This is a genomic window from Anaerosporobacter sp., from assembly GCF_965301125.1.
Map to the genome: position 1 here is coordinate 19,509 of NZ_CBDLAM010000038.1, position 6,426 is coordinate 25,934.

At 34.5% G+C, this 6,426-nt stretch carries 7 protein-coding genes; 4 read left to right on the forward strand and 3 right to left on the reverse strand.

The features are described 5' to 3' along the window. Positions 1-172: 172 nt before the first annotated feature. Positions 173-2,164: an oleate hydratase gene (locus ACW2QF_RS06265; RefSeq protein WP_455715140.1), complete on the forward strand. Its 1,992-nt coding sequence runs from the start codon at positions 173-175 to the stop codon at positions 2,162-2,164. Positions 2,165-2,341: 177 nt separating this feature from the next. Here ACW2QF_RS06265 and ACW2QF_RS06270 read toward each other — a convergent pair whose 3' ends face one another. Together ACW2QF_RS06270 and ACW2QF_RS06275 are read right to left on the reverse strand one after the other, a co-directional pair. Further along, positions 2,342-2,776 carry a hypothetical protein gene (locus ACW2QF_RS06270; RefSeq protein ID WP_455715141.1) on the reverse strand — a complete coding sequence of 145 codons (435 nt, stop codon included), beginning with the start codon at positions 2,774-2,776 and terminating at the stop codon, positions 2,342-2,344. A gap of 12 nt (positions 2,777-2,788) precedes the next feature. After that, complete coding sequence (locus ACW2QF_RS06275) at positions 2,789-3,409, reverse strand: hypothetical protein (RefSeq protein WP_455715142.1); 621 nt, start codon at positions 3,407-3,409, stop codon at positions 2,789-2,791. Between the two features lie 220 nt (positions 3,410-3,629). Between ACW2QF_RS06275 and ACW2QF_RS06280 the strand changes: the two genes are divergently transcribed. The 3 genes from ACW2QF_RS06280 to ACW2QF_RS06290 all read left to right on the forward strand — a co-directional run bounded on the left by ACW2QF_RS06280 (position 3,630) and on the right by ACW2QF_RS06290 (position 6,183). Continuing rightward, the gene (locus ACW2QF_RS06280) at positions 3,630-4,343 is read left to right on the forward strand and encodes an NUDIX hydrolase (protein ID WP_455715143.1); all 714 of its coding nucleotides are present in this window, start codon (positions 3,630-3,632) and stop codon (positions 4,341-4,343) included. 101 nt (positions 4,344-4,444) lie between these two features. Further along, positions 4,445-5,146 carry a nicotinamide riboside transporter PnuC gene (gene pnuC, locus ACW2QF_RS06285; RefSeq protein ID WP_455715144.1) on the forward strand — a complete coding sequence of 234 codons (702 nt, stop codon included), beginning with the start codon at positions 4,445-4,447 and terminating at the stop codon, positions 5,144-5,146. After that, the gene (locus ACW2QF_RS06290; protein WP_455715145.1) at positions 5,143-6,183 is read left to right on the forward strand and encodes an AAA family ATPase; all 1,041 of its coding nucleotides are present in this window, start codon (positions 5,143-5,145) and stop codon (positions 6,181-6,183) included. The genes pnuC and ACW2QF_RS06290 overlap by 4 nt, the downstream gene beginning before the upstream one ends. Positions 6,184-6,200: 17 nt before the next feature. On the opposite strand, the gene ACW2QF_RS06295 is transcribed toward ACW2QF_RS06290, so the two are convergent. After that, on the reverse strand, positions 6,201-6,426 hold a 226-nt coding region (locus ACW2QF_RS06295; protein WP_455715146.1), incomplete at its 5' end, for a hypothetical protein.

A 6,426-nucleotide genomic window follows, 5' to 3' on the forward strand; every position in this document is an offset into this window, starting at 1 on the left:
TTTTTATACACTCCTCTCTTTTTGATTATATGAAATGAAGAAGAAATTAAGTATGATAATAGCAAGTGGAAAGGAAGTAAATAACACTGGAAATAAATAATATTTTTGGTATCATATCTGTTAATATATGGAATGATAAAAGTATTAGGCTAATTATAAGGAGGAATGTAATATGGGTAAGAAATTAGTGAAATTAGGTGCAGCTTCTTTATTAGCAGCTGGAGCAGGAGTAGCAATTATAGCAAAAAACAAAAATAATGAACAGAAAAACGAAATAAAAGAACAAAAAAAGAAAGTAAAAGAAAAAAGAGCAAAAGAGCTTGAAGCATATCGTAACACAGAACGTGGAAAGAATGCCAAGAATAGTAAAGGAATCTATTATTCCAATGGAAACTATGAAGCATTTGCTCGTCCAGAAAAGCCAGCGGGAGTGGATAATAAATCTGCATACATCGTAGGTAGTGGACTTGGTGCTTTGGCTGCAGCTTGCTTCCTTGTACGAGATGGACAGATGAAAGGTGAGAATATTCATATCTTAGAAGCTATGGATATCGCTGGTGGTGCTTGTGATGGTATCAATGATCCATTGAGAGGGTACGTAATGCGAGGCGGACGTGAGATGGAAAATCATTTTGAATGTCTATGGGATTTGTTCCACAGCATTCCATCACTAGAAAAACCAGGAGCTTCTGTTCTTGATGAGTTTTATTGGTTGAATAAGCATGATCCAAACTATTCTCTTTGCCGTGCAACTAAGAATAGAGGTGAAGATGCACATACTGATGGTAAGTTCAATTTGAGCCAGAAGGGTTGCATGGAGATTATGAAATTGTTCTTCACAAAGGACGAAGACCTTTATGATAAAACAATTGAAGATGTATTTGACGAAGAAGTATTTGATTCTACGTTCTGGTTATACTGGAGAACTATGTTTGCATTCGAAAACTGGCACAGTGCTCTAGAAATGAAGCTGTACTTCCAGAGATTTATCCATCACATTGGAGGATTACCAGATTTCTCTGCCTTAAAATTCACCAAATACAATCAGTATGAATCTTTGATTCTTCCAATGCAAAAATACCTAGAGGCCGCAGGGGTACAATTCCAGTTCAATACAGAAGTTACAAATGTATTATTTGATTTTGTTGGAGATAAGAAGATTGCAAAATCCATTCAATGTAACGTTAATGGAGTTGAGCAAGAAATCGTACTTACAGAAAATGATCTTGTATTTGTAACAAATGGTAGTTGTACAGAAGGAACTATCTATGGTGATCAAGATCACGCACCAGTTGGTAATGCAGAAGTTCGGACAAGTGGTTGTTGGAGTTTATGGAAGAAGATTGCTGCGCAAGATGAAGCATTTGGACATCCAGAGAAGTTCTGTTCCGATACGGAGAAAACCAATTGGGAATCTGCTACTGTCACAACTTCTGATGACAAGATTATTTCTTATATTGAACAAATCTGTAAGCGAGATCCAAGAAGCGGTAAAGTGGTTACTGGTGGTATTGTAAGTTGTCAGGATTCCAGCTGGCTTCTTAGCTGGACCATCAACAGACAGGGACAGTTTAAAGAACAAAGTAAAGATGAAATCTGCGTATGGGTATACAGCTTATTCACTGATGTACCTGGTGACTATATTAAGAAACCAATGAAAGAATGTACTGGTAAAGAAATCACAGCAGAATGGTTATACCATATGGGAGTTCCAGTAGATGAGATTGATGAGCTAGCTGAAAACCATGCAATCTGTGTTCCAACCATGATGCCATATATTACAGCATTCTTTATGCCAAGAGCAAAAGGTGACAGACCAGATGTTATTCCAGATGGTTGCGTGAACTTCGCATTCTTAGGTCAGTTTGCTGAAACGCCAAGAGATACAATCTTTACAACTGAATATTCTGTCCGTACTGCAATGGAAGCGGTTTATGGATTGCTTGGAGTAGACCGTGGAGTACCTGAAGTATGGGGAAGTGTATATGATATTAGAGACTTACTAGACAGTAGCGTGAAGTTGATGGATGGTAAATCTCCACTTGAAATCGAACTTCCTGGACCACTGAATGCATTGAAAAAACCATTGCTTAAGAAGCTTAAGGGAACTGTGATTGAGAAGGTTCTTAGAGACCATGATATCATTAGAGATGGAATGATGTAACAAGTAAAAGCTTTGCTGGTATGGTGATAAAATAATTATCACCATACCAGCTTTTTTTGCCTCTATTTAGAGTGCAATCCTTTGAGAATAATACGGTAAGACCTTCCGGTGGATTCCAGAAATTTTTGAGATTTCATGGAGTTCGGCTTTTTTTCAAATTACCCCAAAAAACTATTATTATCTTACCCCTGGATTTTTATAGGGAGCAAATAGTTCATCGATCTGCTTATCTTTGTACGCCCATATGTAATATGTATCGGTGTTTGTTTTTATTAAATGCCTTGTATCATATCGTCTCACCCATTCAATATCATCAAGATTAATAGATATACAGGGATTTTTAAGGACGGCATTAACTAAGTCTATAAAAAGTCCAATTGCCTGATTTTCAGGTTCAGGTTTAATTTTATATATAACTAATCGTTTGTTTGTGAAGGAAAATCTACATCTTGAAAACTTATCTACATACTTCTTATTATCATTATAATAAATGTATCCACCAGAAGATAGCACAAGCTGTTCTGTTCTGGCATCGCTAAGATTTGCACCACACCGTTTACAAATCATTTCATTGCTTTTTGCTTTGCAAATATGACATTTATTTTTTTTCATAATGTCACTCAATTAATTACCAAATATGGTGTCAAGGATATAGGGAATAAGCAAATTATTCTTATAACTCCATATAGAAGAATTCCAAAGACGTTCGCCTGATTTATCATATACAATTACATCAGAGCCGTTTGGAATCTGACTCTCACGGTAATTTTCTTTATTTATGACAACCGTATTTTTTCCTGATTTTTTTATTGACTTAGCCTCTAAGCTATTAATTGTAAGCCCACAAACCTCAACAGTGCCTCCCCTCATTATCGCATCTACATATCTTTGTGCCATATTCCATGCTACGATAGAATGAACTGCATTAAATAATGGTGGAAAAAGTTTCTCGCTTTTGCGAGGATTTCTAATGAATGATATTCCGAACAAAGACATCGAATTCAAATTGATACCGTGTGTCTTGCCGTCATTCATCTTAAAGACAACCGCACCGTCATAACTTCGACCAACGGGAATGCCGCAATAAGTATGAATAGTAGTTGTTCCGCAGCTTGCTATTAATATTGCAATATCATCATAGCGAATACTTTTTTTCTTAAATTCTACACGGTCATTATAAAACCGTGCACTTTTACCATTTCTCTTGTACGGTACATCTACCAAATAATTTTCCACGTTATTCAAATTAAATCCTCCCAAAGCCAATATAGTTTTAGCTAGTATACCATATAAAACAATAAATTACAAATAAAGGGAGAAAACAATAGAAAACCGAGAATTGTAGAACAAAACCTTGAATTTACAAAAAACTGTAAATAATACTTGACAAAGTAGCAAAAAGATACTAACATATAATCACAGATAGTAGCAAAACAATACTAACACAAAATAGAAGGTGATATTAATGTCGGATACAATTACACAACAAGATAAAGAGTTTTTGAATAATTATGATAGTAGTATTTATGAAAAACCGTCTATTACGGTAGATTTACTTGTATTTACCATTGAAGACGAAGAACTTAAAATCGTTATGATTAAGCGTAAGAGTTCGCCGTACAAAGGCATGTTATCATTACCAGGTGCATTCGTGGGTATGGAAGAGACACTAGATGAAGCTGCTAGTAGAGGAATTAAAGAAAAGACAGGACTTGTGGATATTTACTTTGAGCAGCTTTATACATGGGGTGAGGTAAAGCGTGATCCAAGAATGAGAATCATATCTGTATCGTATATGGCACTAGTATCCATTGAGGATTTATACCGTGCAGCGGGTTCCAGTGAAATTAGTAACCATTTGTATACTGTTGATAAACTACTTCAAAGCGAAGAACATATTGCTTTTGATCATAAGGAAATGATTGCTTATGGAAGAGAGCGTATCAAAAACAAGGTGGAATATACGCAACTTGCTTTTGAGTTTCTTCCAGATAAATTCACTTTACCACAGTTGCAAAAGATAAATGAAATATTGTTAGGTAAGGAATTATACAAAGCGAATTTTCGTAAAAAGGTAAAGGATATGGTTATAGAAACTGAGGAATTTATATCGGGAGGAGCACATAGACCGAGTAAACTATACGTAAGGAAGATAAATACTGATAATATTGAAAACTAGAAATCAATCATGGAATGTTATTGAGGAGAATAAGTGAATCTTGTAAGAGAACAGTTATAATAATGAAAAAATCATTCGGTATGATATGAGGGGGAATAAAGATGGAAAAGGTTAAGAAGTTTGTTAAAAATGAATTGATAGGTTGGAAAGTGTGGGAAGTTGTTTGGCTGATTCTTGCAACGATTATTATTACAGGGTTATCTATATATTGGGGTGATAATCTCAGAGGAATTATTGCGGCAGTTACAGGTGTTATATGTGTAATCTTAACAGGTAAGGGGAAAATGAGTTGTTACATATTTGGACTTGTAAATACAATTCTATACGCTTTGATTTCATTCGATGCTAAGTTTTATGGTGAAGTAATGCTCAATGCATTATATTACGTGCCGATGCAATTTGTTGGTTGGTTCATGTGGAAGAAACACATGAATAATAAAACACAAGAAGTTGAAAAAATAAAGTTATCAATTAAATGGGATGTAGTTTTATTAGTTATATCTGCATCAGCTATTTATGGATATGGGTTAGTATTAAGGCGACTTGGTGGAAACCTTCCATTTGCTGATAGTACGTCAACTTGTCTAAGCGTTTTGGCAATGGTGTTAAGTGTAAAGAGACTATCGGAACAATGGGTGTTGTGGATCGTAGTAGATGTAGTTACTGTATATATGTGGGTAATTGACTACATTCATGGAGGAACAGATGTAGCAACTTTGTTAATGTGGATTGTTTATTTATTAAATGCTATCTTTATGTTTGTTAAATGGTTTAAAGAAAGTAAAGGCGGTGAAGTAAAATGAAATACAAAGTAGGAATGTATGGAGGATCTTTTGATCCGCTTCATGTTGGACATATTCATGATATTATTCGTGCAGCATCAATGTGTGAAGAGTTGTATGTAATGATAAGCTGGTGTGAAGGAAGAGAATCAACTTCTAAAGAACTCAGATATAGATGGATATATAATAGCTGCAAGCATTTAACTAATATACGGATAATAATGATTGAGGATGAAGCTGTAGACAAGGAAACTTATAACACTGATTATTACTGGGAAAAAGGTGCAACGGATATAAAGAACAAAATCGGAAAGCGGATTGATGCAGTATTTTGCGGTAGCGATTATTTAGGAAGCAATCGTTTTGAAAGTTTATATTGTCCTGATAGTGAAGTAATTTATTTTGATCGACAAGAGGTGCCAATTAGCTCAACTGATATACGAAAATGGGCTATAAAGAATTGGGACTATATTCCGAAGATATGCAGGCCATATTATACGAAGAAAGTGTTAGTTATTGGTGGAGAAAGTACAGGAAAGTCGACTTTGGTGGAAAACTTGGCATTAGCATATAATACAAATTTTGTGTCGGAGGTAGGAAGAGATATATCGGAGATAGCAGGTTGTGAAGAACTTATGATTATGGAGGATTTTCTTGAAATCCTTCTTCGGCACAAAACAAATGAGCTGGATGCAATAAAGGATAGTAATCGAATACTCTTTATTGATACGGATGCCATTACAACAAAATTCTATTCACATTTTCTACTGAATAACCCAGAAGAAATTGCAAAGTGTGATGAACTAGCGAATGCAATAATTCATATTAATTCATTTGACTTAATTTTATTTTTAGAGCCTACGGTCGCGTTTGTTCAAGATGGAACTAGAAGTGAGATAATAGCAGCAGACAGAGAGAAGTATAGTAATCAGATTAAACAATTGTTTGATGAATTTGGATTACAATATCATTGTATAGCAGGAGATTATGTAGATCGTTTCAATAAATCTAAGGAACTTATAAAAGAGCAGCTAGACATTGAACTATTTGGTAGATGAAAATCACAGATTAGATTTTAATCAGAAATTAGCTTTTTAATGATAATGTAATATTTAACATCAATTGACACCAAAATGTCATTTTTATATAATATAGTATTGTTAAACCATTCTTTTAAGGATGGTTTTTTATATGTAGCAACAAAAGTTAGTAAAATGGCAAAAAGGTGAACATTAATGAAAAAACTTAAAAAATGGAAAATTAAGCTACTAATGCTCATTACAATAGTTATGATGGCAGCC